This is a genomic window from Actinosynnema sp. NPDC050436 (assembly GCF_040655415.1).
Lineage (GTDB): Bacteria > Actinomycetota > Actinomycetes > Mycobacteriales > Pseudonocardiaceae > Actinosynnema.
The window spans coordinates 319,547-345,842 of record NZ_JBFAJV010000005.1 but is presented as its reverse complement, the minus strand read 5'-3'; the positions used below and the strand labels follow the sequence as shown (position 1 = coordinate 345,842).

Genomic DNA, 26,296 nt, shown 5'->3' with positions numbered 1-26,296 from the left:
CGCTGGCGCGCTCGCGCGGGGCGTGCCAGCGCACAATGGTCCCCATGAGCAAGCCACCCCAGCACGACATCGACGAGTCGCAGCTCGACGTGACCGGACCCAAGCGGTGGGCGGCCGGCATCCCCGGCGTGGCCGTGTCGCTCAAGCGCGGCGTGGAGCAGATGGGCGTGGCGCGCACCGTGACCACGTTGCGGCTGCTCAACCAGCGCGAGGGGTTCGACTGCCCGGGGTGCGCGTGGCCCGAGCCGCAGGGGCACCGCAAGCTGGCGGAGTTCTGCGAGAACGGCGCGAAGGCGGTCGCCGAGGAGGCCACCCGCCGCCGGGTCGGCCCGGACTTCTTCGCCGCGCACCCGGTCGCCGAGCTGGCCGGGCGGACCGACTACTGGCTGGGTCAGCAGGGCCGGATCACCGACCCGGTCGTGCTGCGCGAGGGTGGCACGCACTACGAGCCGATCTCGTGGAGCGACGCGTTCGCGCTGGTCGCGGAGAAGCTCACCGGCCTGGCCGACCCGGACGAGGCGGTGTTCTACACCTCCGGCCGGACCAGCAACGAGGCCGCGTTCCTCTACCAGCTGCTGGTCCGCTCGTTCGGCACGAACAACCTGCCGGACTGCTCGAACATGTGCCACGAGTCGTCCGGTGCGGCGCTGTCCGAGACCACCGGCATCGGCAAGGGCTCGGTGAGCATCGACGACTTCGCCCGCGCCGACCTGATCGTGGTCGTCGGCCAGAACCCGGGCACCAACCACCCCCGGATGCTCTCCGCGCTGGAGGAGGCCAAGAAGACCGGGGCGAAGATCGTCGCGGTCAACCCGCTGCCCGAGGCCGGCCTGCTGCGGTTCAAGAACCCGCAGAACGTCCGGGGCGTGGTCGGCGCGGGCACCCAGCTCGCGGACGAGTTCCTCCAGATCCGGCTGGGCGGCGACCAGGCGCTGTTCCAGGCGGTCGGCAACCTGCTGCTGTCCTGGGACGCGGCCGACGACGAGTTCGTCGCCCGCTACACCGACGGGTTCGCCGAGTACGCCGCGAACGTGCGCGACCTGGACTGGGAGGCGGTCGACACCGCCACCGGGCTGCCGCGCCGGGAGGTGGAGCTGCTGGCCCGGATGCTGGCCGACTCGCAGCGCACGATCTTCTGCTGGGCGATGGGCCTGACCCAGCACAAGCACTCGGTGGCGACGATCCGCGAGATCGCCAACGTGGCGCTGCTGCGCGGCATGATCGGCAAGCCCGGCGCGGGGCTGTGCCCGGTGCGCGGCCACTCGAACGTGCAGGGCGACCGGACCATGGGCATCTGGGAGAAGATGCCGGAGAAGTTCATGTCCGCGCTGGAGACCGAGTTCGGCATCACCGTGCCGCGCGAGCACGGGATGGACACGGTCGCCTCGATCCGCGCGATGCGGGACGGCAAGGCGCGCGTGTTCTTCGCGGTGGGCGGCAACTTCGCGTCCGCCACGCCGGACACGGAGGTCACCGAACGCGCGCTGCGGTCGTGCGAGCTGACCGTGCAGGTGTCGACCAAGTTGAACCGGTCGCACGTCGTGCACGGGGCGACCGCGCTGATCCTGCCCACGCTGGGCCGCACGGAGAGCGACCTCCAGCACAGCGGCGAGCAGTTCGTGACGGTCGAGGACTCGATGTCGGTGGTGCACCGCTCGCGCGGCCGGCTGGAGCCGGCGAGCGACCGGCTGCTGTCCGAGGTGTCCATCGTGTGCCGGCTGGCGCGGGCCGTGCTCGGGCCGGACCACCCGGTGCCGTGGGAGGAGTTCGAGAAGGACTACGACCTGATCCGGGACCGGATCTCCCGGGTCGTGCCGGGGTGCGCGGACTACAACGAGCGGGTGCGGCGGCCGGACGGGTTCGTGCTGCCGCACGCGCCGCGCGACGCCCGCGAGTTCACCGGGACGCGCACCGGAAAGGCGAACTTCGCGGCGCACGAGCTGACCGTGCTGCGGGTGCCGGTCGGCCGCCTGCTGTTGCAGACGCTGCGCAGCCACGACCAGTACAACACCACGATCTACGGCCTGGACGACCGCTACCGGGGTGTGAAGGACGGCCGCCGGGTGGTGTTCGTCAGCCCCGCCGACCTGGACGAGCTGGACCTGCTGGACGGGCAGTTCGTCGACCTGGTCAGCGAGTGGCCGGAGGACCCGACCGGGGTGACCGAGCGCCGCGCCGAGCGGTTCCGGGTGGTGTCCTACCCGACCGCGCGGGGCTGCGCGGCGGCGTACTTCCCGGAGGCGAACCCGTTGGTGCCGCTGGACTCGACCGCCCTGGAGTCGGGGACGCCGACCTCCAAGTCGATCGTGGTCCGGCTGGAGCGGCTGGTCGACTGAGGCGGTGACCAGCCGCCCGTCCCCTCGTCGGGCGGCTGGTCACCGAGCCCCTCGCGTCAGCCGGCCGACCGCTGCCAGGAGAACCCGACGCTCGCCACCAGCGAGCGGCGCTCCCGGACGACCTGCCAGTCGAGCTTGAGCAGGCCGGAGAAGGATCTGAGCCGGGTCCGGCCGAGTCGGTAGCGCTGTGCGGCGGCCACGTCCTCGCGTCCGCGTTGGCGGGCTATGTCGTACAAGGCGTCGTAAACGGGCATGGCGAATCCCCCTCGAATCGCTTGGCCGTGATCGGAGAAATGAGCGGACGGGCACGCTACCGAGGGCGACCGGGTGGTCACCACCGAAATAGCCCGCGCTAGTCCCGCCGGGGCGCCACGGTCGTGGCCTGGAAGATGCGCACCGGGCGTGCGCCCTCGGGCCGCGCCGCCGGGTCCTGCCGGCGGTCGGCGTACTTGTCGAGCACGGCGAACATCGCCGCGTGCACCTCGTCCAGCTCCTCGGCGGTGAGGAACTCCAGGTGCGCGCGGATGCCGGTCGCCCTCCGCCACTCGGGTGGTTCGAGGCCCTTGCCGCGCAAACGTTCGCGCATGGTGGCGAACTCCTGCTCCACCAGGGCGTCGCCCGCCGCCTCGGCGGCGAGGGCCATCTCGTCGTCCACGCCTTCGGAGGACCAGCTCTGGTGGTGCCGGAGCATCCGCCACGGCTTCTGCCGGCCCTTGACGTCCGGCACCTCCTCCACGAACCCGTACTTGGCCAGCACGTTCAGGTGGTAGGAGCAGCTCGGCACGCTCTCGCCGAGGGCGCGGGCGCACTGGGTCGCCGTCCGCTCGCCCTCGCTCGCCAGCAGGTCGATCAGCTTCCAGCGGAACGGGTGCGCGAGCGCGCGCAGCTCCCTCGGGTCCCGGATGAGGTCCTCGCGCGGCTCGGCCATGCCACTACGGTACGCATAGCAAGAACCCTTTAGCAAGGAATCTTGATATAGCGCTCGGGTAACGTCGGCGCTCGTCCGGACGACCCCCGGACGACGGGACTGGAGGATCTGTGGTCATCAAGTACGCACTCGCGGTCTCGGTCGGGCTGGTCGTGCTCGCCGGCTGCACCTCCACGCCCGAGAGCGCGCCGACGACCGGGGGCTCGACCCCGCAGACCACCGGCACGACGCAGCCCGCCGACGGCATCGACTGCACCAAGGCACCCGCCGACGTCGTGGGCGCGGCCTTGCAGCTCAACCTCAAGCACCCCCGGCAGGAGGTCGACGGCAGGCTGATCACCTGCCACTACGAGGGCGGCGGCGCGGTGACCACCGTCCGGTTCGCCACCGGCTCGGACGCCGCCTCGTTCGCCAGGGGCAAGGAGGGCTTCGGCTCCGGCAGCCGGCGGGCCAAGGACCTGCCGGGCTTCTTCGACGAGGCGTGGACCGGCTCCCTGGGGACCGGCGAAGTGCTGGTGAACACGCTGGCGGCGCGCAAGGGCGCGGTGGAGGTCGTCCTCACCTCCGGCGCCAACTTCGAGCAGGAGAAGAAGGCCGTCACCAAGATCTTCGAAGGGCTCTGACGCCCGGTCCCGAGAGCCCGACCGGTGGGGGTCAGCGCTCCAGCACGGCCATCGCGGCGTTGTGCCCGCCGATGCCGCTGACCCCGCCACCGCGTCGCGCACCCGCCCCGCACACGAACAGGTTCGGCACGTCGGTCTCCACGCCCCAGCGCCCGACCTCGTCCTCCTCCTCGGCGAACGGCCACGCCAGCCCGCCGTGGAAGATGTTGCCGCGCGGGAGTCCGAGTTCGGCCTCCAGGTCCAGCGGCGACCGGGCCTCCAGGCACGGCCGGCCCTCGGCGTCGCGCGCCAGGCAGTCCTGCACCGGCTCGTCCAGGTGCGCGTTCAACGCCTCCAGGTACCGGTCGACCAGGTGCGCGCGCAGGCCGTCGTTGTCCGCCTCGAACAGCACGGCCGGGGTGTGCAAGCCGAACAGGGTCAGCGTGTGCCAACCCCGGCCGACCAGGTCAGGGGACAGGATCGACGGGTCGGTCAGCGTGTGGCAGTACATCTCGGCGGGCAGCACGCTCGGCACCTGCCCGGCCGCGCTCTCCCGGTAGGCCGTCTCCACCTGCGAGTAGGACTCGTCCAGGTGCAGCGTGCCGGCGAACGCCAGCTTCGGGTCGATCCCGCCGCGCACCTTCGGCAGCCGCTCCAGCAGCATGTTGACCTTGAGCTGGCAGCCCTCCGCGACCGGGCCGGCCTCCTTGCCGCGCAACGCGTCCAGCACGTGCGGCGCGACCCCGGACAGCACGAACCGCGCGCCGACCACCCGCCCGTCGTACTCGACCTCGGCGGTCCTGCCGTCGGCGTCCACCCGGGACACCTCCGCGCCGGTCACGATCTCCGCGCCGGCGTCGCGGGCCGCCCGCACCAGTTCGGCGGTCACCGCGCCCATCCCGCCGACCGGCACCTTCCACTCCCCCGTGCCGTTGCCGATCACGTGGTAGAGGAAGCACCGGTTGGCGGCCAGGTCGTGCAGCGACGCGTGCGTGCCGATCAGGCCGTCGGTCGCCACCACGCCGCGCACGACGTCGTCGGTGAACAGCTCCTCCAGCGTCACGCCGAGGGGGCGCTCGAAGACCTGCTCCCACAACCGCATCCGGGCCACCGCGTCCACCCTGATCCGGGCGTGCTCGCGGGACACCAGCGGCTCCAGCAGGGTCGGGGCGAGGGCCGAGGCCAGCGCCTCCAGGTCGTCGTACCAGCGCTGCCAGCGCTCGAACTCCGCGTCCGACCCGGTCCACGCGCGGAACGACTCCGCCGTGGCCTCACCGGGCGTGCGTTCCACCAGCAGGTCGGCCGCGGGCGTGTAGGAGGACGCGGCACGGGACTTCAGCTCGACCCGGAGTCCGAGTTCCGACACGATCCGGTCGGGCAGCAGGCTGACCAGGTAGGAGTAGCGGGACAGCCGCGCGTCCACGCCGGCGAACGCCCGCTCGCTCACCGCCGCGCCGCCGACGTGGTCCAGCTTCTCCAGCACCAGCACGGAGCGCCCGGCGCGCGCCAGGTAGGCCGCCGCGACCAGGGCGTTGTGCCCGCCGCCGACCACCACCACGTCGTAGGAATCCACCCTCCGACACTAGCCCGGCACCAGCGGTTACGCCGTCATAGCACTGCGGAGGCCCCCGGGTCCTCTGTGGACGCTCGGCGACGGCCGGGGAAATCGCTTCCCGGGCCGGCACCTCCGTAACCTGGACGGTGACCGACCAGCAGACCTGGCGTCGGGAAGGAGTCCACGATGGGGCGAGTCACCGTCCGTCGCCCAGTGGTCACGTACACGGGGCGGAACCACCGCTCCCGGGTCGACGTGCTGGCCGCTGAGGAGCCGTTGGAGCTGCGCGTGGCCGGGCGGGCACTGGCCGTGACCATGCGCACGCCCGGCCACGACGTGGAACTGGCGCACGGGTTCCTGCTCAGCGAAGGCGTCGTCGGCGGGCTCGCCGACGTGTCCTCGGCCCGGTTCTGCGAGGGAACCGGCCCGGACGGGCTCAACACCTACAACGTGCTGGACGTCACGCTGGCCGAGCACGTGCCGCCGCCGGACGCCGGCGTGGAGCGCAACTTCTACACCACCTCGTCGTGCGGCGTGTGCGGCAAGGCCGCGTTGGACGCGGTCCGGCTCAAGACCCGCTTCTCCCCCGCCCAGGACGCGGTCCGGGTCGGCGTCGACGTCCTGTCGGAGCTGCCCGGCTCGCTGCGCGCGAGGCAGAAGGCGTTCGCCTCGACCGGCGGCCTGCACGCCGCCGGACTTTTCACCTCATCAGGTGACGCGCTGGTGGTCCGCGAGGACGTCGGGCGGCACAACGCGGTGGACAAGGTGCTCGGCTGGGCGGTGCTCCAGGACCGGGTGCCGCTGGCCGGCGCGGTCCTCATGGTCTCCGGGCGGGCCTCGTTCGAGCTGGTGCAGAAGGCCGCGATGGCCGGTGTGCCGGTGCTAGCGGCCGTGTCCGCGCCGTCCTCGCTGGCCGTCGAGCTGGCCGAGGAGCAGGGCGTGACCCTGGTCGGGTTCCTGCGCGGCGACTCGATGAACGTGTACTCGGGCGCGGATCGGATCACCGCTTGAGACCCGCGAGACCTCTGGACGGCGTTCTCGTCGTCAGCGTCGAACAAGCCGTGGCGGTGCCTTACGCGACCAAGCTGCTGGCCGACCTGGGCGCGCGGGTGGTCAAGGTGGAACGCCCGGACGGCGGCGACTTCGCGCGCCACTACGACCACGCGTGCGGCGAGGTGTCCTCGTACTTCGCGTGGACCAACGCCGGCAAGGAGTCGCTGACCCTCGACCTCAAGCACCCCGACGGCCGTACCGTGCTGTTCGACCTGGTCGCGCGGGCCGACGTGGTGCTGTGCAACCTGTCACCGGGCGCGGCACGTCGGATAGGTGTGGACGCCGACGCACTGCACGCCCGACACCCGTCGCTGGTGGTCGGCGAGCTGACCGGGTACGGCCCGACCGGGCCCTACGCCGGGCGCAAGGCGTTCGACGCGCTCGTGCAGTCCGAAGCGGGCCTGGTCGAGCTGACCGGCGAGGGCGAGGTGACCGCGCGGGCGGGCATCTCGGTCGCCGACATCGCCGCCGGCGTGCAGTTGCAGTCCGCCGTGCTCGCGGCCCTGCTGCACCGGCAGCGCACCGGCGAGGGCGTCGCGCTGCGGCTGACCCTGTTCGAGGCGCTGGCCGAGTGGATGCACCAGCCCGCGCTGTACGCGGCGGGCACCGGCTCCGCCGCGCCGCGCACCGGGGCCCACCACCCGAGCATCGCGCCGTACGGGCCGTTCCGGTGCCGGGACGGCGCGGTGCACCTGGCCGTGCAGAACGACCCGCAGTGGCGGCGGCTGTGCGGGGTGCTCGGCCGGCCCGAGCTGGCCGACGACGCGCGGTTCGGCACGGTGAGCACCCGGGTCGCGCACCGGTCCGAGCTGCACGCCGAACTCGACTTCACCGGCTGGGCCTCGGCCGACCTGCTGAACGCCCTCGACGCCGCCGACGTGCCCGCCGCCCGCACCCGCCCGGTCACCGAGCTGGCCGGGCACCCGCAGCTCGTCGCGCGGGAGCGGTGGGCGGAGGTGGCCGTGCCGGGCGGCGGGGCGGCCGTGCTGCGGCCACCCGTGGACTCCACCGGCTGGGGCTGGCAACCCGGGCGGGTGCCCGCCCTCGGCGAGCACACCGACCACGTGCTGGGGTCGCTCGGCTACCCGCCGGAACGCATAGCCGAACTTCGGGCGAACTCGGTGGTCTAGGCGAAACACCCGGGACGGCCGGCGCGATGCAACCGGGGGATTCGCAGGAGGGGGACATGGTCAGCAGGCGGACGGTGCTCGGCGCGCTCGGCGCGACCGGGCTGGCCGCGGTGGGGGTGACCTCGGCGCTCAGCGGCCACGGGCCGGGCGGCGACGTGCTGCGCCACGTCCTGGGCGTCGCCGGCCCGGTGCCGGCCGGCAAGCGGCCCGTGGTGCGCGTGGACCGGGTGTACTCCCGGTACCGCCGCCGCGAGGTCGAGGTGGTGACGATCGTGCCGCCGGGCGTGCCGACCGCAACCCTGCCGATGTCGCTGCTGCTGCACGGCCTGCACGGCGGTGCCCGGTTCGCGGCCGTCGGCGGCCTGCCGGAAGCCCTGGTCGCAGCCGTGGGCCGGCGGTCGGTGCCGCCGTTCGGGTTCATCGCGGTGGACGGCGGCGACAACTACTGGCACGAGAACGCGCCCGGCGACGACCCGATGGCGATGCTGCTCGAAGAGGTGCCCCAGTGGCTCGCCGAGCGCGGCTGCGGGCCGCTGTTCGCGTGCACCGGGGTGTCCATGGGCGGTTTCGGGGCGCTGGTCTACGCGCGCCGGCGGGCGGAGCGCCGGGAACCGCTCAAGGCGGTGGCGGCGATCTCCCCCGGCCTGCTGCTGAACTGGCCGGAGATGGCCAAGCGGCGGGCGTTCGCCAGCCAGGAGCAGTGGGCCGCGCTGGACCCGCTCAAGCACCTCGACAAGCTCGGCCCGGCCCCGGTCGGCGTGTGGATCGGCGACCACGACCGGTTCATCGAGGGCACCCGCCGGTTCATCGCCGCCGCGAAGCCGGCCGTGGCGTCGGTGACACCCGGCGGCCACGACGACGTCTTCTACCGCAAGATCGTGCCGGACGTGGTCCGCTTCCTGGGCAAGCGCGCCGCCGCCCCGGACAAGCCGCCCGGCTGACCACCGGACCCCGCGCCCCGGGCGGCCACCGGCGTCGAGGGTCTCAGCGCGGGGTGAGCGGCGTGCGGTCGCTGCGGACCCACTTCAGGACCGCGTTCCACGGCCCGTAGTCCGCCGCCACGTTCAGGTGCGCGCCGCCGGGGATGACGTCCAGGTCCAGCCGGAGCGCCTCGGCCAGCTCCTTGGCCTGCGGGACCGTGCAGTACGGGTCGCCCTCGCCGACCACCAGCCGGGTGCTCGCGCCCGCCCGGCGCACGGCCGCCGGGTCCAGCGGGACGCCCAGGAACTCGGTGATCAGCGGGTCGTCGGTGAACTCCGGGCTGACCGGGGCGACCAGCAGGACCCGGTCGACCCGCAGGGCCGGGTCGAACTCCCCGGCCGCGTGGTGCAGCCACAGCAGGCACGCCAGCGAGTGCGCGACCACCACCCGCTCGCCCGCCGTGGGCGCGGCGGCCAGGTGCTCGCGCAGCTCGGCCAGCCACACGTGCAGCCGGGGTTCATCCGGGAGGGTGAACTGCGGCAGGTCCACCTGCCCACCTCGGTGGGCGAGTTCGCCTGCCAGCCAGTTCTGCCAGTGCGTCGGCCCGGAACCGCCCAGGCCGTGCAGGACCAGCGCGTAGGGGAGGCTCACGCCGACTTCTCGCGCCGCTCCCGCCGGGACGGCTGCCGCGCGACGATGGTCGGGTTCACGTTCTCCTTGACCGTCTGCTCGGTGATGACGACCTTGGCGACGTCCGTGCGGCTGGGGATGTCGTACATCACCGGCAGCAGGACCTCCTCCATGATCGCCCGCAGGCCGCGCGCGCCGGTGCCCCGCAGGATCGCCTGGTCGGCCACGGCCTCCATCGCGGTCTTGGTGAACTCCAGCTCCACGCCGTCCATCTCGAACAGCTTCTGGTACTGCTTGACCAGGGCGTTCTTCGGCTCGGTGAGGATGCGGACCAGCGAGTCCTTGTCCAGGTTCGTGACGCTGGCCACCATCGGCAGGCGGCCGATGAACTCGGGGATCAGGCCGAACTTGATCAGGTCCTCGGGCATCGAGTCGGCGAAGTAGTCCGCCGCGTCGACCTCGGCCTTGGTGCGGACCTCGGCGCCGAAGCCCAGGCCGCGCTTGCCGACCCGGTCCTGGATGATCTTCTCCAGGCCCGCGAACGCGCCCGCCACGATGAACAGCACGTTCGTCGTGTCGATCTGGATGAACTCCTGGTGGGGGTGCTTGCGACCGCCCTGCGGCGGCACCGACGCGGTGGTCCCCTCCAGGATCTTGAGCAGGGCCTGCTGCACGCCCTCGCCGGAGACGTCCCGGGTGATCGACGGGTTTTCACTCTTTCGAGCGATCTTGTCGACCTCGTCGATGTAGATGATGCCGGTCTCGGCGCGCTTGACGTCGTAGTCCGCCGCCTGGATCAGCTTGAGCAGGATGTTCTCGACATCCTCGCCCACGTAGCCCGCCTCGGTCAGCGCCGTGGCGTCCGCGATGGCGAACGGCACGTTCAGCATCTTCGCCAAGGTCTGGGCCAGGTAGGTCTTGCCGCACCCGGTGGGCCCGAGCATGAGGATGTTCGACTTGGCGAGCTCAACGCCGTCGTCGCGCCCCTCGCGCCCTCGGTCACCCGCCTGGATGCGCTTGTAGTGGTTGTAGACCGCCACCGAGAGCGTCCGCTTGGCCTCGTTCTGGCCGATCACGTACTGGTCGAGGAACTCGTGGATCTCGGCGGGCTTGGGCAGCTCGTCGAGCTTGACGTCCCCCGCCTCCGCGAGCTCTTCCTCGATGATCTCGTTGCAGAGGTCGATGCACTCATCGCAGATGTAGACACCGGGGCCGGCGATGAGTTTTTTCACCTGCTTCTGGCTCTTCCCGCAGAAAGAGCACTTCAGCAGGTCGCCGCCGTCACCGATACGCGCCATGACCGCTGACCTCTGTCCCCTCCGGCGCACGACCTGGTGAGGTGCGCCTGACTGCTTGTGTGGCATCCGCCCGCCGGCTGCGGGGTCCGCCCGTTCCCCTCGACGGTACCTGGCCTACCCACCTGTGTGGGAGGACCAGCGTCCCCCCGACACCCCGAACCGGGCAGGAACCCCGGCCGGCTCGGCGTGTCGGGCGTCACGCGGCACTACTTGGCCGACAGCTTCCGGTACGGCAGGACCGTGTCGACGATCCCGTAGTCCTTGGCCTCGTCGGCGGTCAGGATCTTGTCGCGCTCGATGTCGGTGCGCACCTGCTCCGGCGTCTTGCTCGTGTGCCGGGCCAGCGTGGTCTCCAGCAGCCGGCGCACCCGCTGGATCTCGTTCGACTGGATCTCCAGGTCCGACACCTGGCCGTAGACGCCCTCGGTCGCCGGCTGGTGGATCAGGATCCGCGAGTTGGGCAGCGCGTGCCGCTTGCCGGGCGTGCCCGCCGCCAGCAGGACGGCGGCGGCCGACGCCGCCTGGCCCAGGCAGTAGGTCTGGATGTCCGGGCGGACGAACTGCATCGTGTCGTAGATGGCCATCAGCGAGGTGAACGAGCCACCCGGCGAGTTGATGTACATCAGGATGTCGCGGTCGGGGTCCTCCGACTCCAGCACGAGCAGCTGGGCCATCACGTCGTTGGCCGACGCGTCGTCCACCTGCACGCCGAGGAAGATGATGCGCTCCTCGAACAGCTTGTTGTACGGGTTGGACTCCTTGATGCCGTAGCTCGTGCGCTCGACGAACGAGGGAAGCACGTACCGGGACTGCGGCGCGTGGAACTGGCTCACTGGTTCTCTCCTGGTCCTCTGCTGCCCGGTCAGTTGGTGTTCGCCTGGCTGGCGCGGGTGATCACCTTGTCCACGAAGCCGTACTCCAGGGCCTCCTGGGCGGTGAACCAGCGGTCGCGGTCGGAGTCGGCGATGATGCGCTCCACCGGCTGACCGGTGTGCTGCGCGATGAGCTCCGCCATCTCCTGCTTCGTCCGGGTGAGCATGTCCGCCTGGATGGCGATGTCGGCCGCCGTGCCGCCGACCCCCGCCGAGGGCTGGTGCATGAGGATGCGGGCGTGCGGCAGCGCGTGCCGCTTGCCGGGCGTGCCCGCGGAGAGCAGGAACTGGCCCATCGACGCCGCGAGGCCCATCGCGTAGGTGGCCACGTCGGGCTCGATGAGCTGCATCGTGTCGAAGATCGCCATGCCCGCGGTCACCGAGCCGCCGGGCGAGTTGATGTAGAGGGTGATGTCCTTCTCGGGGTCCTCGGCCGCGAGGAGGAGCAGCTGCGCGGTGATCTGGTTGGCGATGCCCTCTTCGACCTGCGACCCCAGCACGATGATCCGCTCGCGGAGCAGGCGCTCGTAGACCGAGTCGTTGAGGTTCATCCCCGTGGCCGACCGCATCTCGGGCGTCGGGAAGTGCTGCGTCACGTCTGCCTGCCTAACTTTGCCGAAAAGAGTCTCGTACCAACGACCTTAACGAAGGCGGGCGGCGTCGCCTTCCCGACACCGCCCGCGTTCGCTCAGGGCTTCAACTCCGGTGGAGGTCCGACCGGCTACGCGGTCGGCTCGGCCGCGGTTTCCTCAGTGGACTTCGCCTCGCCGAACAGCTCGTCCAGGTCGAGGGCGTTGCCCGCCTCGTCGGTGACGGTCGCCTGGCGGACCACCGAGGCCAGCGCCTTGCCCCGGCGCACGTCGGCGAAGATCGCGCCGAGCTGGCCGGACTGCTGCGCGCGCTTGACGTACTCGTCCGGGCTGATGCCGAACCGCTGCGCCTGGTAGATGATCCGCTCGGTCAGCTCGCCGTCGGTGACCGAGAGCTGCTCGGCGTCCGCGATCGCGTCGAGCACGAGCTGCGTCTTGACCGCCTGCTCGGCGGCGGTGCGCACCTCGGCGTCGAACTCCTCCTGGGTCTGGCCCTGCTCGACCAGCCACTCGGCGAAGCGGTTCTCGTCGTGGTCGAAGGCGTGCACGGCGTCGTGCGCACGGGCCTCGACCTCCCCCTGGACGACGGCCTCGGGCAGCGGCACCTCGACGGCGGCCAGCAGCGCCTCCAGGACCTTGTCCCGGGCCTGCACGCCCTGCTGCATCTTCTTCACCCGGCCGAGGCGCACCCGCAGGTCGTCCTTCAGCTCGTCCAGGGTGTCGAACTCGCTGGCGAGCTGCGCGAAATCGTCGTCCAGCTCGGGGAGCCGGCGCTCCTTCACGGTGCTGAGCACCACGGTGACCTCGGCGTCGCGGCCGGCGTGCTCGCCCGCCACCAGGTTCGTGGTGAAGACCTTGGACTCACCCTCGGAGGCACCCACCAGGGCCTCGTCGATGCCCTCCACGAGCTGGCCGGAGCCGATCTCGTAGGACAGGCCGGTGGTCTTGGCCTCCTCGACCTCCGTGCCGTCGACGGTCGCGGAGAGGTCGACTACCACGAAGTCGCCCTCCTGGGCCGGGCGCTGGACGCCGGTCAGGGTGCCGAAGCGGGCGCGCAACTCTTCGAGCTGGGTCGCCACGTCCTCGTCGGTGACCTCCTGCTCGTCCACGCTCACGGACAGCTCGCCGAACGCGGGGACGGTGATCTCCGGGCGGACGTCGACCTCGGCGGTGAATGCCAGCGACTCGCCGTCCTCGATCTTCGTGACCTCGAAGTCCGGGCGGCCCAGGGTGCGGATCTCGCCGGAGTTGACCGCCTCCAGGTACTTGGCCGGGATCGCCTCCTGGACGACCTCGTCCAGGACCGGGGCGCGGCCGATGCGGCTCTCCAGCACGCGGGCAGGGGCCTTGCCGGGGCGGAAGCCGGGGATGCGGACCTGCTTGGCCAGCTTGCGGTACGCGCGGTCGAAGTCCGACTTGAGCTCGTCGAACGGCACCTCGACGTTGATCCGGACCCGCGTCGGGCTCAGGTGCTCGACGGTGCTCTTCAACGTGGTCTCCTCGTAACGGGCAGGACGTGCGGAACATCCCGGAAACGCTCTGATCGGGCGCCGGGATTCCGCATGAGTCTAGGCGGTGGGGGCCGACCGGGGTCCGGCACCCCGGAACTCGCGCGCAGGCACCCGAGCCCCCGAGGGCGTCCAACGGGCTTCGGGATCGCGTACAGACCGCTTCGGGAACGGACGGCGGCACGTCGTCGTCTCCTGTCCATGCGGTCGCTCACGGCGTGCGCGCACTCGTTCGCGCACCGTCACCGATGGGACGTGAGGAACGCATGAAAGCCACCCCTATAGGCGTGCCGGTGATTCCACGCCTGCCTCCAGCGACCATCCGGACGCCTTCGACACGGGGCTTCGATCACTATTAACGGAGATTGTTCTTCGTTTTCACCTCAGCGAGGGAGACGGGCCGACACCCGCTCCGACGTGCGACGACCGGCCCGAGCGGTGCCGGCCTGGATCTTGGACGCCTGCGGGCCTGCGACGCAGTCCGCACTACTGCGGATTAACTGGAAAGTGCGCGATGCCGGGCGTCGGGGCCACAGTTACGCCTGTTCGGACGCCGGGGTTGCGCCTTAAGGTCGAGTGGACGACTTCCGTAGTGGGCCGTTCGAGTGAACGCGCCGTTTGTTGACGCAGCGAGACGCTCCATCACGGTGTGCAGTCGGCCCACTGCGCTGTAACGCGGATGCCGTAGCGACGACTAACGGTCCGCAACCAACATGGAAGGGAGGTTCGGCGCATGGGGTGAATTGCGGCCGTTTGGAGTAGTGGTCGACGGAAAACTTTCACTTGTCGAGATGACTCCACTCGCCGTAGTCCATTAGTGTGGGTTTCAGGTAGCGTGACGCCCGGACCCGCATCGCTGGACCACGAAACAATTCACGTTGCCGGGCGTTCTGGGGGGCCAGCAGCGGACGTCACCGGCAACCGGGACCAGAGGAACGAGCGAAACAATGTCATCGAGCTCTTTAACCACCTACCAGACAAGGTGCCGATGACCCGATGAGAGCCTTTCCGCCGCTGCCGAACAGTAACCCACGACCCGCCCCGGACGCCGGCTCCGACCACCATCGCGTCGGCCCACGGGGGGTCCCGGCAGGAACACGAGACCATCGGGCACCGCTCCTCACGGTGGAGCGGCGATGTTGACCAGCACGACGCAGCGTCCGGCCACCCGGCGCAGCTAGGTCGACCGCCGCCACGCAACGAACCCGCGCCGCGCCGTCCTACACCGGCCGCTCGCGGATCACTTTCACGCACCGTTGGGGAGCTCCATGGAGACGCGTCAGCTTTTGGCGTTCACAACTGTGGTTCAAACGGGCAGTTTCACCAAGGCAGCCGCCACGCTGAATTGCTCGCAACCCACCATAACCACCCGGATCAAGGCACTCGAAGAGACCCTCGGGGTGCCCCTGTTCCGCCGACTCCCGCGCGGGATCCAGATGACCTCCGCCGGGGTCGAGCTGCTGCCTTTCGCGCGCAACATCATCACGTTGACGGACAAGGCGCGGAAAGCCATCACGATGAACGGCGAGCCGCACGGCAAACTGGTCATCGGCAGCGCGCAGAGCCTGACCGACTACCGACTGCTACCACTGATCGAGTACATGTGCTGGCGCTACCCGAGCGTCCAGATCTCGCTGCACTCGCGCAACACCCAGACGAACCTGGCGTCGGTGCGCGAAGGACGGCTGGACTGCGCGTTCTTCATCGGCTCCGTGGAACCCCGCGAGGGGTTGGAGACGACCGTGCTCTGCCCGGAGCCGCTGGTGATGGTCGCCGGGCCGACGCACGCGCTGACGCGGCGCTCCGTGATCACCGAGGATGAGCTGCGCGGGAGCACCCTCATCCGGGCCGAGAACGGGGCCAGCTACTACGAGCAGTTCGAGCAGGCACTGGGCCTCCAGGAAGCGGAGGCCAAGTCGCCGGTGCTGGCGCTGGACTCGATCGACGCCGCCAAGCGCGCGGTCGCCTCGGGACTGGGGATCAGTTTGGTCCCCGAGGTGACGGTCGCGGCGGAGTTGGCCGACGGACGGCTGTGCCGACTGCCCTGGGTCCCGCCGTTCCGGGTGTACACCCAGTTCGCGTGGCGGCAGGACAACTCCAGCAACCCGTCGGTGACGGCGCTGGTGTCGGCCGCGGCACAGGTGGTGAGCGAGCAGGTGGCAACGCCGGCCTGACCCCTGGGACCGCCGTTCTTGAGCGCCCGATGGCGCGGGTGTGCTCAAGAACGGCACATACCGGCACCCAGCGGCCCCGGGTCTTCCCCCCGGGCGCCCGCCCCTGCCCGAACACGTCCGCACGAACGCCAGGAGCCCCACCCTCCCGGAGGAGGACAGGGCCCCTGACCTGGTCGGGGCGACAGGATTTGAACCTGCGACCCCCCGCTCCCAAAGCGGGTGCGCTACCAAACTGCGCCACGCCCCGGTCACCAACACCCTATCGCGACAGGCTAAGCTGTCCCCGCGCCCACCCCGTGGGCGCGATGCGGGTGTAGCTCAATGGTAGAGCCCCAGCCTTCCAAGCTGGTCATGCGGGTTCGATTCCCGTCACCCGCTCTCGTACTCCCCTTGCAGGTCAACGGCGGTGCCAACCCCGTGAGGCCGACACCGCAGCAGCACCCCGTGACCCCGTCGTGCGATTAACGTGCGATTAGGTCCTGCGCTTCCGCGCCGCCTTCACCCTCCTGCTGAGCTTCGCGGCGATCTCCCGATCACGCTCGCTGGTCGCGTGCTGGTAGATCAGCGCCGCCCTCATGCTCCCGTGGCCCATGCGGTGCATCAGCTCCCGCGTGCTCGCCCCGGACGCCGCCGCGAGCGTGTTGCCCGTGTGCCGGAGGTCGTGGAAGTGGAAGCCCTCGGGCAGCCCCACCACCTTGACGGTCTTGATCCACTTCACCGACCGGTGCCAGTTCCCCCGCTTGAGCCCCGCCCCCTTCGGCCCGACGAACATCAACGCTTCCGGCCCCGCCCCCACGAACGCCATCAGGTGACGTCGGAAGTCGTCCACCAGGATGTCGGGCAGCGCGACGGTCCGGTAGCCGGCTTCGGACTTGGGAGGCCCGGCTACGAGCTTCCCCGAGTTGAGCTGAGCCAGCCGCCGGGGCACCTTGACCGTTGGCGCGTCCAAGTCGACATCGCCCCGCCGCAGTCCGATCAGCTCACCCCACCGCAGCCCGGTGAAGGCAGCCGCCAGGACCAGCAACCGGAACCGAGGTGGCATGGACTCCGCGAGCGTGAACACCTGCGGCACGGATGCGACGGGACGCTCAGGAGCCTTCTCCTGGTCCGCACCCTTGATGCGGCAAGGGTTGCGCTTGATGCGGTTGTCGTCCAACGCGGTGTTCAAGATCGCCCGAAGGAGTCGGTACGCCTTGGCGGTCGTAGTGGCCGATCGGCCGTTGTCGAGCAGGTGTTGACGCCAGCTCCGCACCGTCTCGGTGGAGATGTCGTTCAACGTCTTGCCATCGAGGAGCGGCACGACGTGCAGGCGGAAGATCCGGTTGTACTCCTCACGGGTCCGGACGCCCAAGCTCCGTTCCTTGATCCACCGCGTACCGAACTCCTCCAACTTGACCTTGCCGAGCAAGGGGTCGACCCACTCGCCACGAAGGAGATCCGCTTCCACAGTGGACAGCCAGGCGTTCGCATCCGTCTTGGTGACGAACGTTTCTGGCGCATACCGCCGCGTACCGTCCGGCCCGAGGTAGCTCGCCTGGTACCGGTTCGAGGGCAGCTTGCGGACGTGGCCGAAGTGCCGGTGGTTGTCCTTGTTCGCCATCAGGCAGCCCTCCAGACCGGCTCGACCCGACCAGCGTCAATGAACGCGTCGACGTCCACCCGCTTGAGCCGGACATGCCGCCCAAGGTGGTGAAACGCGATCCGCCGCTGAGCGATCAACCGCCGGACGAACCGCACGGTCGTGTTCATGTAGTCCGCCGCCTCTTCGACGGTGAAGTGCTCCGTCATGACCAACCCCCTGTTCATGCAGCTTGAGCAGTTGCGGAACTTCCTGGCGGACTGGCCGAGGCGAGCAATGCCGCCATGTACTCGGCCTTCCATCGACGCCGTTCCGCGACCGCCCGCAACAGCAGGTGTGGCCTTGGAGGCACGTTCGGGTCACCGGGCTGAACGCTGTTCCAGACGACCCGTTTGGGCTGGTCGTCCCCGGTGATCCCCACGTCGGCAAGCAGTTGCCGAACGAATTCCTTGCGGTCGTGCTTGTGGTCGGCGAGCGACTTGCCCGACCACTTCCGCGACACCAGCACCCGCCGCCCCGCGACGCCGAGCGTGGACCGCTTGTGAGCCTTCCCCTTGCACCGGCCGGGCTCCATCGACACCCGAGCCCCACGAGGCTGCACCCCGTACAGCAGCCACACCGGGCACTGCGGCGAACACGGCGTGACGGCCAGCTCCGCGCAGAGCCGATCGGCGTGCTCCTCCTGGCGGTGGGTCTTCGCGTCGAAGCACTCACCGATCGACTTGGTGAGGTACTTCGTCAGGTACCCGATGTGCCGCCCGGCCTCCTCCGAGCCGCCGAGGATGCCCTTGGAGTGCACCTGAACCCCGAACCGCGCGACGTGAGCCGGCGCGTCCACCTGGTCCAACGCCTCTTCCCAGGTGGGCAACGGTGCACGGGTCTGCGGGTCGACAAATCCCTTCGCCCGCACATCCCATACAGGCAGGTTGTCGCCGCTGTACTTGATCTCGTCATGAGCAGGCCACCACACCTGGTGGTACGTGGCCTCAGCCACCGCCCGCAGCTCCGCCCGCGGCACCGACCCACGCACCGCCGCGTGCCAATGCGGCGCCAGACGACGCTGCGGCTCGACCGTCGAGAAGTACTGGACATCCCACCCGACGCACCGCCGGAGGTTCTGCACGAACCGGTCCAGCAGTGCCGCGAAGTGCACCGCGTCCCGAGCCGCCCGCTGGTAGTCGTAGGTCTGCGGGTCGACCGGAGTGCCGTCCGAGCGCACCTTGCCGTAGCTGTCGAGCGTCAACGTGAGGAACGTCGAGGGCCGGTACTTGCCCCCGAACACCTGGCCCACGGTCCGCTTGCGAACCGGCCGCCGAGGAAGGTTCGGCGCATCCTGCCGCCGCCGCGTCGACCGCTTCCGCACAGCCCGCGAACGCGCCTCCAACGCCGGGAGCTTCCCGCGCACTCCCAGTTGCCGAAGTTCCTCATCGACCCCGGCAACCTCCTCCCGAACCTCATCAGCCCCGATCTCGTCACCCTCATCGAGCGCCTGGCGGTAAGCCACGACCAGATCCGCCCGGTACGCGGTTAAGGCCCGCTGATCATCGGTCGGAGCGTCCGGCGTGAAGTCAGGTTCCTCCGCCAGGTGCCACCCCTCCCGGCACTGCGCCATCCGCAGCCGCCGGTTCTTCTCCGCGCACGTAGGGCACACCGACGCCACCGTCGACCCACACGCCACAGGCACGATCTCCACCCGCCCCGTGTCCAGGTCGACCCGTTCCAAGGCCAGCGGCCGAATGCACACCCCGTGCTCTTCCGCGACCGCCCGAGCCACATCCAGCGCCGCCGGCTGCTTCATCCGATCGGCCCGAGTCAAGTACTCGCTCACGCCGCCACCTCCCCCGCGCCGTCCGGCCGAGTCGGGAAGTCATGCACAGTGGCGTCAGCCAGGAACACGCCGAGCTCCACCAGATCGGCGTCGGTGACGTGGAAGGCCCGAGCCCGCTCCGGCTCCCGCTGCCCGTCCTGCTTCACCCACGCGACACCGGGCGTGCCCTCGCCGATCTCGTGCGCCGCCGCACCCCGCTGACGGACACCGTCTCCCAGAACCATGTCCACCTGGCCCGGCTCATCCAGCCGCAACGCCACCCGCGTGCTGAACAGGTGCCGGAAACCGACCACTTCCTTGCGCGGGTCCTGAACCAACCCCACCACCGCGTACCCAGGCGCACGGCCCTGCGAGGTGACCGTCTGAATCGCCCGAGCCGCCCGCTCCCGCAGCCCCTTGTCCGGCTGGTAAGCGATCAGGTCCGCCAGCTCATCGACCACCAGAACCGTGAACGGCTCACCGCTGGACCGAGCCCACAACCGCCGCACACCCCGATAGCGCGAAGCCCGCGCCTTCACCTCAGCGGCGATTTCTTCAAGCAGGGCAACAGCTTCTGGCCCGTTGTCGTACACGACCCGATCGAACGCGTCCGGGCACTGCCCCAGCTCCATCCCGCCCTTCGGATCAATCCCCACCAAGCGCACGAGCCCGGCCCGGACCGCCGGCGCGAGCTGCCACACCAGCGACCACAACACCGACCCCTTGCCCGCACCGGGAACACCGACCACGAGCACCTGCGAACCGAGCAGCCGCACCCGCCACGGCTTGCCGGTCTCCAACCGCCCCACGACCACCCGCTTGAGATCCACCTCAGCCGAGTCCACCAACGGCGGCACAGCGACCGGCCGGGCCAACGGATCGGAGTGCACGAAATCCAGCTCAAGCAACCGTGGCTTCAGCACACGCACCCGGCATGACTTCGCGCCGAATGAGTGCGCCAAGCCCTCCCTACGCAGCTCCCACGACTCCGGCGACTGAGCGGGCACCATCCGCACCCGAACCCGATCCCGCCACCCCTCGGAACGTACCCGCCGCAACCGAGGCCGGTACTCCCGCCCACGGCTGACCTTGGTCAGCTCGGCGAGCCGCATCGTGGTCCGCCACCTCGGTACGTAAACCGTCGCCCGACGCAACTCTGTCACCAGCCTCAGCCAGGCGTGCCGCAGAAACGACTCCCGGTGCAACCCCGACCACATCACCAGAGCCGCCGTCACCGCCAAGCACGCCAGCAGAAGCGGCCACAGCCCGAACCTCGACGAGCACCAGGCCGCCAACGCAGGCACCACTGTGACCACCGGATAGCGGGCCACGACGAACACCAGGCGCACGACCGCCACCAGCACCAGCCAGACGAGAGCCAGAAACGCCGCCAACCACCTCAACCGGCCCGGCACCAACACCCACCACGGCACCCGAGGACGCGCGCCCTCGAACGGAGCCGGGTCCACCCACTTCCCGCCGTTCATCGGACACCGCCGAACCACCGGCGAGCCGAATTCCGTTTCGTTGCGCATACGCTCCGACTTGACGTGCACACCGAACGTTCCGCTACCCTGGACATGACCGGAAACCCCCGTCCCCGAAGATGTGGAAACCGGTCAGCGAATCGCAGGGGACAGACCAAGGCCCGCCAAGACTTTCGGTCCGTCCCCTGCGATCACACCAACCGACAACGCCAACCGCGCTCGCGGTCAGGCGAATTGAGCCGCGCCGACGCCGTCACCGGATCTCATCGCGCGCCATCCCAACAACCTCGAACAGCTCCTCAAACGCCCACGGCGCGAGAGCTTTCAAAGCACCACCGATGAACGCCGCACCAGGCCGCAGATCTCCACTCCGAACCCGCGTGACCGTCGACCTGTTGACCTTCATCGCCTTGGCCAACGCGTAGTCCGAGGGGAACCCTGCACTCCCCGCAGCCTTATCGAACACACCCGGACGAAGGCGGACCCCGTAATGCGCCACCGCCCCACCACCGCGACGCCGCTTCATCCGACCCGCCCGGCACGATCGCTCCCACCGGACGAACCAGCCCGAGCAACCTGCTCCGCCTTCGCCCGCTCGCGTGACACCCAGTACAGGGCCTCGTGGTGATGCCAGCGGTCAACGTCCGCGATCCGCTCGTACACCCCGACCGCACGACGGTGGAAGTCAAGCCACAACTCACGCGAGGCATTCGGCGCAGGCATCAGCCCCTCGACAGCCTCATGCGCTTCCTTCAGGGAGGTCGCGGCCATCGCCTTCGACCAGCGCTCATCCACCAGGCCACCGCGACGCTTCATCCCACCTCACCGCCCTTCCTGCCCGGCGAGGCGTCCAGCGCAACCTGCCCCTCAGCGATGGCGTCCAACAAACGGGGCACCGCGTCCCGGTCCACGACCAACACAGCCGGGAACGCATTTCCGAACCGCAACTCCACCCGCCCCGCGAACACCAACGGCTCAACCCGGATCGGCAGGTTCGCCGTCACGTGCAGCCGCACCAAGTCCTGAGCCACCCCGGTCACGCAGCCTTGGCCGAAGCCTTGACCACAACCGGTCCCATCCCCGAAGCCCGCAGGCTGTACCCGAGCTTCGCCCGGCACCGGTGCCGCTCACCCCCGTGCGCCCCACGGCACGCCTTGTCGTCAATCCACGGCGTGACCGTCAGTCCCTCGAACACCACCGGCCGCACGTCCGTCCCCGGAATCGCCTCCGGCGGCACCGGCTGATGTGACGCAGCGATCTTCACCGTCACCACAGCGTCGGCCTTCCGCTCCGCCGCCTGGTCGATCACCAACACCGACCACACCAGCAGCCCGGACTCCTTGTCCGTCTCCTGCTGAACCGGCAGCCCCTTCGCCCGCTCCTCAGCGGACTGGAACCTGAGCACCGGCTCCACACTCATCACCAGCGCCCCACGAGGGAACACGAAGTCGTGCGACGTGGGGAGCCTGCTCCCACCCGTGATCGCCATCGCCGTTCTCCTGTCATCAGCGTCGGCTGAGCACTCCGCCCAGCACATCGACGCCGACAACTCTCCGCAGAAAGCCGGGACGGCAGCACCACATAGCGGGACATCTAGAGACGTCCCGGGTAGAGTAGGACGTCCCTAGCCGTCACCTGGAGGGATCATGGCGAACGAGCGCCTACGAGATGCGTTGCTACGCAACGGCTTCAACTACGAGCACGTCTCCCAGGTTACCGGCGTCGACCAGAAGACTGTCGAACGCTGGATCACCAAGGGACGAACGCCCTACCCTCGCCACCGACACGCCATCGCGTCCATGGTCAAGGAGACCGAGGGCTACCTGTGGCCCGACGCCATCGCCCCCGACCGCAAGGTCGAGGTCACCGAATCCGAACTGGTCAAGGTCTACCCGCACCGCAACAACATCCCGGTCGACCTGTGGGACCACCTGATCACCAACGCCAGCGAGTACGTAGAGGTGCTGGTCCACGCAGGGATCTTCCTGATCGAACGACCAACCTTCGTCCGCGATCTGGCCAGGAAGGCCGAGCAGGGCGCGAAAATCCGACTCCTGTTCGGCGACCCCGCAAGCCGCGAAGTCACCCGCCGCAGCGAAGAGGAGCAGCTAGGCAAGAACACGCTCGGTTCGCGCATCCGCAACGCTCTCGCCTTCTACCGTCCGCTACAGGGAGTCGAGGGCATCGGACTGCGGTTCCACAAGACCACGCTTTATAACTCGATCTTCCGCTTCGATGACGAGATTATCGTGAACACGCACGTCTACGGGTTCCAGGGCGCACACGCCCCAGCCCTGCACCTACGCCGCCTCGCTGCGGGCGATCTCTTCGAGACCTACTCTGAGAGCTTCGAGCACGTCTGGAACCTGTCCAAGCCAGCGACGTTCTAGGGAGCCACCCACATGGCCCGCGTGGACTACTTCCACGACCCGAACGCCCCTAAGGCGAACAGCCTCCGCCCAGCAGTCAGCGCCTTTGTTCAAAACGACGAAGGCCGCATCCTCATGATCCGTCGAGTCGACAATGACAAATACGCAATTCCCGGGGGACAACAAGAGGTAGGGGAAACACTAACCCAAACAGCAGTCCGAGAGGTGTACGAAGAAACCGGCGTCAATATTGAGATTATAGGACTAATCGGCCTCTACTCGAACCCCGCGCACGTGATCGCCTATGACGATGGCGAGGTAAGGCAGGAATTCTCAATCTGTTTTCGGGCTCACCCCCTCAGTAACAACGTCCGCACCAGCGATGAATCCAAGGAGGTTAACTGGGTCCATCCATACCAAGTCAATGAACTCGACATACACCCGTCGATCAAACTCCGAATCACGCATGGACTGGCCAAAAGTGACTACGTATATTACACGTAGAACAATCACTGGCGCGGACGACTCAACCTCACGAACCGCCGTCTCCAGACTGCCCGAACTTGGGCAGGCCCTTCTTTACCGGCCTACGCGGAAACCCTCTCCACCGATCCGTGTACTCCGAATCAACCTGAAAATCGAACCTAAGCGGCTCACCTGAATCCCGAAGCGTCGCCCGAACCACAACAATATGGGGATCGGACGTTGGTGGCATTCCTGCGAGTTCGATCGGTGACGGACGCGTTAGAACTACCTTCGGCCCACCTCTGCTATCTAGAACAACCTTGCGCCGACCAGTACTGTCGGATTCGGCGCTCTCAAGCGTGTAAATAAGCGGGTACAATCCGTTACCGATTAGTTCAGCCAGCCTGGCATCAATTGCCTCTAACGCGGAACTGATTCTCGCAGTATCAGGAACTTCATCGCGATGGTGCAGAAATCCGTTTCGAACATCAAGAACCCCTGCTGCCTGGAGGCTCGACGGGACTTTTGCGACGAGATCTGAAATGAAACTTGCCGCCGTATTGTCGAGGTCAAGCAACGGAACTCGATACTGGAACGGGAACCGAAAAGGGCTGCTCGGATCGCGCATCGCACGCGGCCATTCCGACAAATCACGCCGATAGGATTCGCGGTTTGCAATCGCCTCTTTCATTGCTTTGGCAACCGTGCCGAAGCAAGACAATATCTCGCCCAAAGGGAGCTTATTGTCGAAGTGCTCCAGCGTAAAAGACGGATTGCGAGATGCCATCCAATCGACAAAATACTCCTTGGCTTCATTCTTGGAATAGCTCAGGTCATACGACTCTGCATAGTGGTCGCGCAAGGTAACCCATGCGATGAAGCAGATGATGCGCTTGAGAGACTCCTCAAGACTAACAAAAAGGTCGCTCGACAACTGTCGAATGCGACTGATGTCAGTTTTGTCGATGAACGCCGCCGGCAGACTCCCTATCAGTTTCCTCAGAGATCCCAGGTATTCAAGCAGCGTGTGGAGTTCGACGTCTCGCTTTAGGCTGTCGAAACCTAGATGCCAAGTGATAAGCTCAGCGATTTCGTCGTCCGTTGCACTCTGAAACGCCCCTGAGGGAAGCCCGAGTTTGTCTAGCGCAACCGTGCAGGCTCTCTCTTCGCCAACGATCAACCTCTTCACCAATGCCACTGGAGCTTCGGCAGCCAGAGCATTTGTCAGTTTTGCAGCAGCAGAATCGCCTTCGTACCCTCGCAGCGGCCACTTCAGGCGATCATCAACTTTACTCTCAGTCCCAGGGAAACAGGAGTATATCAACTGGCGAAGACGCACGGGAACGAAAGACGCTGGAGGCTTGCAGCGAACACCAAGCCTTGACCCTTCCATGCTGATATTCAAGCTCCCGAACCCTCGCCTGACTATTCGAGGGACTCTAGTTTCTCCAGGTTCAATTTTGATCTCATCATCCCAGATGAGACGATTGAGGCACTCATGTATTTCTGAGTCACGGGCCAGAAGAAAGATTTGCAGCAATTGCGCATCATTCACGCTCGACGCAAAGTTGCTAGCGTTCCCTATGGTCAAACCCAACTGTTCACATTCGCCTCGAAGGCTCCCCTTGCTAACCGCGAGAAGTCCAACTAAAAGCCTTCGAAGATCTTTTTCGCTTAGGCATTCAAACAAGAAGAACGGCAGGGATCCAGAATCCGACCACGAGAAAGTCGGGATGTGACTAGCCTGGAAGTCGGCAACTTCATCGAGAATATCGGTAGGCTCTCCTGTGACTTTCGACAGTTTCTTGCCAATGAGACTTCGAGCTTTTGAAACGCCGGTATCACCTGTAGTGAGAAGAACTCCATGTATTCTGTCGCAGTCAAGCTCGCTACAGTGGTGCCCAGGAATCTCAACCGTAGGCGGAATGTTTCGCCAAGTTCGAGACTCGACCAGGCCATATGGCCCGCACACATATGGGCCGAGTTGGAACACTCCTTGTGGAAGACCTCCAAGTAGCTGGAGCGTATCAGCGTGATTCAAGTGCCCCGAGCCATGGAAAGACGATTCTGCAATCTCGTCGTACAGCTTGCGACCATAAATCCAAGGGTATTTGATCCTTCCTCGTTTAACTTCGGCCGATATGTTATTACGGAAGCCATCTAGGTCGCTTTCAATTGGATCGACGAGCAGTTCAGCGCCAGCCCACATAGCCAGGAAGGAAGCCAATTGCGCCTCCATGAGCGCAATTCCATCCCCCTTCACTTGGCCAGCAATAGTCTTACCCCGACCAGTCAGCACAAGCGGAGTAACCATCGAAATTGGCGGCTTGTATTTGTCATCGACAATACAATTGCTAAGAAACTCCGCTAGATAGTAGGCCCGGAGAACAGCTTCAATCGTGGCCCGGTCCATAATTTGAGCATTTGCACCATCAACCATTTTTGGTCACCGGAACCTTCGGTCTACGCACGCCTGTAGCTGAAGCATCGGAATACACCGCATTCGCGTTACCGAACTATGCCGAGTCGTAACCTCGTTCGACAGATCAGGCTGCATCTTGCCGAATTGTGCTCTACAGGATCAAGGCGCGCGCCGCCTGCGGCCGAGCGTGGTGGCACCGACTCACGTTGGCACCGACTCCCCGCATCACGGCACGCCGGGCTCCCGCTCCGCTCCGCCCAGCGGCCGTGCGCGGAGTCGGTGCACGTGGCTGAGTGGCGGCGCGGAGCACAGGAGGGCGATCCGAGCTGCAAGAGCTTCCGGCGTCCGGTTGCCCTACGGATCGCGTGGTTACGGACCGGGCTGCACTGGGCACGGCGATCCGGCTGCCGCGACGGCTTCGCCGCCTTGCCATCGACAGGTGCGAACTAGCCACGGCGGCCAGGCCGACGATGCGGGGCTTGGACCGGCGTGGCTGGGTTGAGGGTGGCTAGCCGCAGTGACTGGCGTGCGATTAGCGTGCGATTAACCCAGGTCAACCAGGGTCAGTAG

At 67.9% G+C, this 26,296-nt stretch carries 25 protein-coding genes and 2 tRNA genes; 9 read left to right on the top strand and 18 right to left on the bottom strand.

Annotated features, from left to right (window positions below):
• Positions 1 to 35 precede the first annotated feature (35 nt).
• Positions 36 to 2,336, top strand: coding sequence for an FdhF/YdeP family oxidoreductase (locus AB0I60_RS16445; RefSeq protein ID WP_360730461.1), 2,301 nt, complete (start codon positions 36 to 38; stop codon positions 2,334 to 2,336).
• Positions 2,337 to 2,392: 56 nt separating this feature from the next.
• On the opposite strand, the gene AB0I60_RS16440 is transcribed toward AB0I60_RS16445, so the two are convergent.
• Both AB0I60_RS16440 and AB0I60_RS16435 read right to left on the bottom strand, forming a co-directional pair.
• Positions 2,393 to 2,590, bottom strand: a complete 198-nt coding sequence (locus tag AB0I60_RS16440) for a hypothetical protein (RefSeq protein ID WP_360730458.1) — start codon at positions 2,588 to 2,590, stop codon at positions 2,393 to 2,395.
• 98 nt (positions 2,591 to 2,688) lie between these two features.
• Entirely contained in the window at positions 2,689 to 3,264 is a 576-nt protein-coding gene (locus AB0I60_RS16435) for a helix-turn-helix domain-containing protein (protein ID WP_360730455.1), read from the bottom strand.
• A 110-nt stretch (positions 3,265 to 3,374) separates the two neighbouring features.
• On the opposite strand from AB0I60_RS16435, the gene AB0I60_RS16430 reads away from it, so the two are divergent.
• Entirely contained in the window at positions 3,375 to 3,887 is a 513-nt protein-coding gene (locus AB0I60_RS16430; RefSeq protein ID WP_360730453.1) for a hypothetical protein, read from the top strand.
• A 31-nt stretch (positions 3,888 to 3,918) separates the two neighbouring features.
• Here the strand turns inward: AB0I60_RS16430 and AB0I60_RS16425 are convergent, their stop codons facing one another.
• A complete protein-coding gene (locus AB0I60_RS16425) occupies positions 3,919 to 5,439 on the bottom strand; it encodes an NAD(P)/FAD-dependent oxidoreductase (protein WP_360730451.1) in 1,521 nt (506 codons plus the stop codon).
• A gap of 168 nt (positions 5,440 to 5,607) precedes the next feature.
• On the opposite strand from AB0I60_RS16425, the gene fdhD reads away from it, so the two are divergent.
• From fdhD to AB0I60_RS16410, 3 genes are read left to right on the top strand one after another with little or no spacing between them, the layout of a single operon-like run.
• Positions 5,608 to 6,432, top strand: coding sequence for a formate dehydrogenase accessory sulfurtransferase FdhD (gene fdhD / locus AB0I60_RS16420; RefSeq protein ID WP_360730449.1), 825 nt, complete (start codon positions 5,608 to 5,610; stop codon positions 6,430 to 6,432).
• Positions 6,429 to 7,604 carry a CaiB/BaiF CoA-transferase family protein gene (locus AB0I60_RS16415; protein ID WP_360730447.1) on the top strand — a complete coding sequence of 392 codons (1,176 nt, stop codon included), beginning with the start codon at positions 6,429 to 6,431 and terminating at the stop codon, positions 7,602 to 7,604. Before fdhD ends, AB0I60_RS16415 begins: the two co-directional genes overlap by 4 nt.
• Positions 7,605 to 7,660: 56 nt before the next feature.
• Positions 7,661 to 8,545, top strand: coding sequence for an alpha/beta hydrolase-fold protein (locus AB0I60_RS16410; RefSeq protein ID WP_360730444.1), 885 nt, complete (start codon positions 7,661 to 7,663; stop codon positions 8,543 to 8,545).
• A gap of 43 nt (positions 8,546 to 8,588) precedes the next feature.
• Here the strand turns inward: AB0I60_RS16410 and AB0I60_RS16405 are convergent, their stop codons facing one another.
• The 5 genes from AB0I60_RS16405 to tig all read right to left on the bottom strand — a co-directional run bounded on the left by AB0I60_RS16405 (position 8,589) and on the right by tig (position 13,405).
• The gene (locus AB0I60_RS16405) at positions 8,589 to 9,176 is read right to left on the bottom strand and encodes an alpha/beta hydrolase (protein ID WP_360730442.1); all 588 of its coding nucleotides are present in this window, start codon (positions 9,174 to 9,176) and stop codon (positions 8,589 to 8,591) included.
• Positions 9,173 to 10,453: an ATP-dependent Clp protease ATP-binding subunit ClpX gene (gene clpX, locus AB0I60_RS16400; protein ID WP_360730439.1), complete on the bottom strand. Its 1,281-nt coding sequence runs from the start codon at positions 10,451 to 10,453 to the stop codon at positions 9,173 to 9,175. The genes AB0I60_RS16405 and clpX overlap by 4 nt, the downstream gene beginning before the upstream one ends.
• A gap of 206 nt (positions 10,454 to 10,659) precedes the next feature.
• Positions 10,660 to 11,286 (bottom strand): ATP-dependent Clp protease proteolytic subunit, encoded by a 627-nt coding sequence (locus AB0I60_RS16395; protein ID WP_360730437.1) that lies wholly within the window; start codon positions 11,284 to 11,286, stop codon positions 10,660 to 10,662.
• 29 nt (positions 11,287 to 11,315) lie between these two features.
• The gene (locus AB0I60_RS16390; protein ID WP_360730434.1) at positions 11,316 to 11,921 is read right to left on the bottom strand and encodes an ATP-dependent Clp protease proteolytic subunit; all 606 of its coding nucleotides are present in this window, start codon (positions 11,919 to 11,921) and stop codon (positions 11,316 to 11,318) included.
• A 125-nt stretch (positions 11,922 to 12,046) separates the two neighbouring features.
• A complete protein-coding gene (gene tig, locus AB0I60_RS16385; RefSeq protein WP_360730432.1) occupies positions 12,047 to 13,405 on the bottom strand; it encodes a trigger factor in 1,359 nt (452 codons plus the stop codon).
• Positions 13,406 to 14,691: 1,286 nt separating this feature from the next.
• Here tig and AB0I60_RS16380 point away from each other — a divergent pair.
• On the top strand, positions 14,692 to 15,597 hold the full coding sequence (locus tag AB0I60_RS16380) for a LysR family transcriptional regulator (RefSeq protein WP_360730429.1): 906 nt from the start codon (positions 14,692 to 14,694) through the stop codon (positions 15,595 to 15,597).
• A gap of 170 nt (positions 15,598 to 15,767) precedes the next feature.
• Here the strand turns inward: AB0I60_RS16380 and AB0I60_RS16375 are convergent.
• Positions 15,768 to 15,844: transfer RNA gene (locus AB0I60_RS16375), tRNA-Pro, on the bottom strand.
• A 60-nt stretch (positions 15,845 to 15,904) separates the two neighbouring features.
• Between AB0I60_RS16375 and AB0I60_RS16370 the strand changes: the two genes are divergently transcribed.
• A tRNA-Gly gene (locus AB0I60_RS16370) sits at positions 15,905 to 15,975 on the top strand.
• A 94-nt stretch (positions 15,976 to 16,069) separates the two neighbouring features.
• Here AB0I60_RS16370 and AB0I60_RS16365 read toward each other — a convergent pair.
• The 8 genes from AB0I60_RS16365 to AB0I60_RS16330 all read right to left on the bottom strand — a co-directional run bounded on the left by AB0I60_RS16365 (position 16,070) and on the right by AB0I60_RS16330 (position 21,959).
• Positions 16,070 to 17,197 carry a tyrosine-type recombinase/integrase gene (locus AB0I60_RS16365; RefSeq protein WP_360730427.1) on the bottom strand — a complete coding sequence of 376 codons (1,128 nt, stop codon included), beginning with the start codon at positions 17,195 to 17,197 and terminating at the stop codon, positions 16,070 to 16,072.
• The gene (locus AB0I60_RS16360; RefSeq protein ID WP_360730424.1) at positions 17,197 to 17,385 is read right to left on the bottom strand and encodes an excisionase family DNA-binding protein; all 189 of its coding nucleotides are present in this window, start codon (positions 17,383 to 17,385) and stop codon (positions 17,197 to 17,199) included. The genes AB0I60_RS16365 and AB0I60_RS16360 overlap by 1 nt, the downstream gene beginning before the upstream one ends.
• Positions 17,386 to 17,399: 14 nt before the next feature.
• Positions 17,400 to 18,974, bottom strand: a complete 1,575-nt coding sequence (locus tag AB0I60_RS16355; RefSeq protein ID WP_360730656.1) for a replication initiator — start codon at positions 18,972 to 18,974, stop codon at positions 17,400 to 17,402.
• 26 nt (positions 18,975 to 19,000) lie between these two features.
• On the bottom strand, positions 19,001 to 20,539 hold the full coding sequence (locus AB0I60_RS16350; RefSeq protein WP_360730422.1) for an FtsK/SpoIIIE domain-containing protein: 1,539 nt from the start codon (positions 20,537 to 20,539) through the stop codon (positions 19,001 to 19,003).
• A 184-nt stretch (positions 20,540 to 20,723) separates the two neighbouring features.
• The gene (locus AB0I60_RS16345; RefSeq protein ID WP_360730420.1) at positions 20,724 to 20,969 is read right to left on the bottom strand and encodes a transcriptional regulator; all 246 of its coding nucleotides are present in this window, start codon (positions 20,967 to 20,969) and stop codon (positions 20,724 to 20,726) included.
• Positions 20,970 to 20,992: 23 nt separating this feature from the next.
• Positions 20,993 to 21,265 (bottom strand): AMED_5909 family protein, encoded by a 273-nt coding sequence (locus tag AB0I60_RS16340; RefSeq protein WP_360730417.1) that lies wholly within the window; start codon positions 21,263 to 21,265, stop codon positions 20,993 to 20,995.
• Positions 21,266 to 21,282: 17 nt separating this feature from the next.
• Positions 21,283 to 21,486, bottom strand: coding sequence for a hypothetical protein (locus AB0I60_RS16335; RefSeq protein ID WP_360730414.1), 204 nt, complete (start codon positions 21,484 to 21,486; stop codon positions 21,283 to 21,285).
• A gap of 20 nt (positions 21,487 to 21,506) precedes the next feature.
• The gene (locus AB0I60_RS16330; protein ID WP_360730413.1) at positions 21,507 to 21,959 is read right to left on the bottom strand and encodes a hypothetical protein; all 453 of its coding nucleotides are present in this window, start codon (positions 21,957 to 21,959) and stop codon (positions 21,507 to 21,509) included.
• Between the two features lie 157 nt (positions 21,960 to 22,116).
• On the opposite strand from AB0I60_RS16330, the gene AB0I60_RS16325 reads away from it, so the two are divergent.
• Positions 22,117 to 22,860 (top strand): DUF5919 domain-containing protein, encoded by a 744-nt coding sequence (locus AB0I60_RS16325; protein ID WP_360730410.1) that lies wholly within the window; start codon positions 22,117 to 22,119, stop codon positions 22,858 to 22,860.
• A 12-nt stretch (positions 22,861 to 22,872) separates the two neighbouring features.
• On the top strand, positions 22,873 to 23,343 hold the full coding sequence (locus tag AB0I60_RS16320) for an NUDIX domain-containing protein (RefSeq protein WP_360730407.1): 471 nt from the start codon (positions 22,873 to 22,875) through the stop codon (positions 23,341 to 23,343).
• A 28-nt stretch (positions 23,344 to 23,371) separates the two neighbouring features.
• Here AB0I60_RS16320 and AB0I60_RS16315 read toward each other — a convergent pair whose 3' ends face one another.
• Positions 23,372 to 25,744, bottom strand: a complete 2,373-nt coding sequence (locus tag AB0I60_RS16315; RefSeq protein ID WP_360730404.1) for a hypothetical protein — start codon at positions 25,742 to 25,744, stop codon at positions 23,372 to 23,374.
• Positions 25,745 to 26,296 lie beyond the last annotated feature (552 nt).

Excerpts from the sequence above, each read along its gene's own strand:
- AB0I60_RS16445 (WP_360730461.1), top strand. The coding sequence starts at position 36 with ATGGTCCCCATGAGCAAGCCACCCCAGCACGACATCGACGAGTCGCAG.
- AB0I60_RS16440 (WP_360730458.1), bottom strand. The coding sequence starts at position 2,590 with ATGCCCGTTTACGACGCCTTGTACGACATAGCCCGCCAACGCGGACGC.
- AB0I60_RS16435 (WP_360730455.1), bottom strand. The coding sequence starts at position 3,264 with ATGGCCGAGCCGCGCGAGGACCTCATCCGGGACCCGAGGGAGCTGCGC.
- fdhD (WP_360730449.1), top strand. The coding sequence starts at position 5,608 with ATGGGGCGAGTCACCGTCCGTCGCCCAGTGGTCACGTACACGGGGCGG.
- AB0I60_RS16410 (WP_360730444.1), top strand. The coding sequence starts at position 7,661 with ATGGTCAGCAGGCGGACGGTGCTCGGCGCGCTCGGCGCGACCGGGCTG.
- clpX (WP_360730439.1), bottom strand. The coding sequence starts at position 10,453 with ATGGCGCGTATCGGTGACGGCGGCGACCTGCTGAAGTGCTCTTTCTGC.
- AB0I60_RS16380 (WP_360730429.1), top strand. The coding sequence starts at position 14,692 with ATGGAGACGCGTCAGCTTTTGGCGTTCACAACTGTGGTTCAAACGGGC.
- AB0I60_RS16365 (WP_360730427.1), bottom strand. The coding sequence starts at position 17,197 with ATGGCGAACAAGGACAACCACCGGCACTTCGGCCACGTCCGCAAGCTG.
- AB0I60_RS16360 (WP_360730424.1), bottom strand. The coding sequence starts at position 17,385 with ATGACGGAGCACTTCACCGTCGAAGAGGCGGCGGACTACATGAACACG.
- AB0I60_RS16355 (WP_360730656.1), bottom strand. The coding sequence starts at position 18,974 with ATGAAGCAGCCGGCGGCGCTGGATGTGGCTCGGGCGGTCGCGGAAGAG.
- AB0I60_RS16330 (WP_360730413.1), bottom strand. The coding sequence starts at position 21,959 with ATGGCGATCACGGGTGGGAGCAGGCTCCCCACGTCGCACGACTTCGTG.
- AB0I60_RS16325 (WP_360730410.1), top strand. The coding sequence starts at position 22,117 with ATGGCGAACGAGCGCCTACGAGATGCGTTGCTACGCAACGGCTTCAAC.
- AB0I60_RS16320 (WP_360730407.1), top strand. The coding sequence starts at position 22,873 with ATGGCCCGCGTGGACTACTTCCACGACCCGAACGCCCCTAAGGCGAAC.
- AB0I60_RS16315 (WP_360730404.1), bottom strand. The coding sequence starts at position 25,744 with ATGGTTGATGGTGCAAATGCTCAAATTATGGACCGGGCCACGATTGAA.